This window comes from Luteibacter sp. (genome assembly GCF_051958795.1).
Lineage (GTDB): Bacteria > Pseudomonadota > Gammaproteobacteria > Xanthomonadales > Rhodanobacteraceae > Luteibacter.
On record NZ_JBQCFT010000281.1, the window covers coordinates 1 to 2,184 of the forward strand.

3 protein-coding genes are annotated in these 2,184 nt (G+C 67.9%); 1 reads left to right on the top strand and 2 read right to left on the bottom strand.

What is annotated here, in order from left to right; translation table 11 throughout:
• Window positions 1–82: 82 nt before the first annotated feature.
• Together ACTHLF_RS14695 and ACTHLF_RS14700 are read right to left on the bottom strand one after the other, a co-directional pair.
• Window positions 83–856 carry a hypothetical protein gene (locus tag ACTHLF_RS14695; protein WP_440328106.1) on the bottom strand — a complete coding sequence of 258 codons (774 nt, stop codon included), beginning with the start codon at window positions 854–856 and terminating at the stop codon, window positions 83–85.
• Window positions 853–1,506: a thymidine kinase gene (locus tag ACTHLF_RS14700; protein WP_440328108.1), complete on the bottom strand. Its 654-nt coding sequence runs from the start codon at window positions 1,504–1,506 to the stop codon at window positions 853–855. Before ACTHLF_RS14700 ends, ACTHLF_RS14695 begins: the two co-directional genes overlap by 4 nt.
• Before the next feature lie 142 nt (window positions 1,507–1,648).
• On the opposite strand from ACTHLF_RS14700, the gene ACTHLF_RS14705 reads away from it, so the two are divergent.
• The coding region (locus ACTHLF_RS14705; protein WP_440328110.1) for a UvrD-helicase domain-containing protein at window positions 1,649–2,184 on the top strand (536 nt) is incomplete at its 3' end.

Genomic DNA, 2,184 nt, shown 5'->3' on the forward strand with positions numbered 1-2,184 from the left:
GGGGGCGGCGCGGCGGCCGCCCCCCCCCCCCCCCCCCCCCCCCCCCCCCCCCCCCCCCCCCCCCCCCCCCCCACAACGGCGCCTAGCGCGGCCAGCGCATCTCGGCGTGGGAGTTGTTGAAGCGGGGGTCGTTTTCGTCGCCGTGCAGTGCCACGGTGAGATCGACGGGGAGGCCGGCCACTTCGACGGCCTGGCCGTCCTGGAAACGTGCGCCGAGCGCGCCAAGATCGACGAGGCTTTCCGCCAGCGCGCCGACGCGATCGATCTCGTTGTCCGGCACATGGGTGAAGCTGAAGTCGGGCCGGCCGAACTTGCGCATGCCGCGCGTACGAATCCAGGAGCGGCCCTTCGTTTCTTCCGGGCTGCAGAGGATAAGCACGTGGTGGCGGGTCGGTGCGCCACCCTGGATCAGGTAGTGGTCGCGCCAGGCTTCGGCACTGAACAGGGAAAGGATCTGCGGATCGACGACGACGTTGCCACCGACATCCGTGAGCGCGGCGACCACGCCCAGCGTGTCACGCAGGTAGCCGAGGTCTTCCCGATCCGGGAAACGGCCACGGATCACCATGACGTGCGGGGCATCCTTCGCGGCCTTGAACGCCTCGGGGTTGTCCTCGGCCAGGAGTTCGCCCAGCGCGCCGGCGAGCGGGTAGCCCTCCCATCGCGCCAGCACGCTGTTCTGCATGCGCTGCATCTCGATGCCTTCGGGCAAGCCCGGGCTGCCGTATTTCATGGCGGGGATGGCGACGTCCTCGGCGAAACCGCCAAACACGAAGAACAGCAACACGCCCTGCTCATCGCTGGGCTGCCAGTAAGGGCGCGGCCATTCGGCGGCGGTGTTCGTCGTCTCGGTCACGCGTCGTGTCCTTCAGTGGGTTCGCTTTCGCCAAGGGGCAGCACGGGCTGCTGCAGCTCGATACGGCCATCGCCCGCGGTGATGCTCTTGAATTCCGCACGGCTCACGGAGACATAGCGGTCGTTGCCGCCGATCTCAACCTGCGGCCCCTGGGTCACGGCGCGACCGTGTTCATCCACGCGCACGACCATGGTGGCCTTCTTGCCCGAGTGGCAGATGGTCTTGATCTCGTCGAGGTTATCCGCCCAGGCCAGCAGGTACTTGCTGCCCTCGAACAGCTCGCCCCGGAAATCGGTACGCAGGCCATAGGCCAACACCGGGATGCCCAGGCGATCGACCACGTCGGTGAGCTGCCAGACCTGGTTCTTCGAGAGGAACTGGGCCTCGTCGACCAGCACGCAGTTCAGGGTGCCGCGCTGGGCGATGTCCTTCTCCACGATGGCGAAGATGTCCTCCTCACCCGCGAAGCGCATGGCGCGGGCCTGCAGGCCGATCCGCGAGGCCACGATGCCCTCCCCGTACCGGTTATCCAGCGCCGGGGTGAGGATCAGCGTCCGCATGCCGCGCTCGTGGTAGTTATGGGCGCTCTGCAGCAGGGTCGTGGTCTTGCCGGCGTTCATCGCCGAATAATAGAAATACAGCTTGGCCATGCGCTTTCCTGGTCTCGACCGGGCATTTTAGCGAATCCGGCACGGCCCCGGGCCTTTCCGGTCGCCGGGGCCGGGCGGCTGGGCGGCGGTCCTGCTACCATCGCCTCCTCGTCCGTCCGCCTGCCCGCCCGGGCCGATCCCGATGCTGAATCCGCAACAACACGCGGCTGTCGAGTACTGCGACGGCCCCCTCCTCGTGCTCGCTGGCGCCGGCTCCGGCAAGACCCGCGTCATCACGGAGAAGATCTCCCACCTCATCTCCCGGCGCCACCTGGCGGCGGAGAAGATCGCCGCGATCACCTTCACCAACAAGGCGGCGAAGGAGATGCGCGAGCGCGTGGGCAAGCTCATCTCGGATGAGTCGGCGCGCGCCCTGACCGTCTGCACCTTCCATGCGCTGGGGCTGAAGTTCCTGCAGATCGAGCACGCACGCGCGAAACTGCGCCGCGGCTTCTCCGTGCTGGACGCGGACGACAGCGCCAACATGATCAAGGAGCTCTCGCCCAAGGGCGTCAAGCCCGAGGTGATCCAGGGCATCCGCAACCTGGTAGGCAAGGCGAAGAACGCCGGCCTCACCCCGGACGAAGCCATGGCCGCCGCGCGCACCGCGCGCGAGATGGAAGCCGCGACCATCTACGACCTGTACCAGCAGCGCCTGGCCGCGTTCAACGCGGTGGA

Bases quoted from the DNA above. Each gene is read 5' to 3' on its own strand.
- ACTHLF_RS14700 (WP_440328108.1), bottom strand. From the start codon at position 1,506: ATGGCCAAGCTGTATTTCTATTATTCGGCGATGAACGCCGGCAAGACC.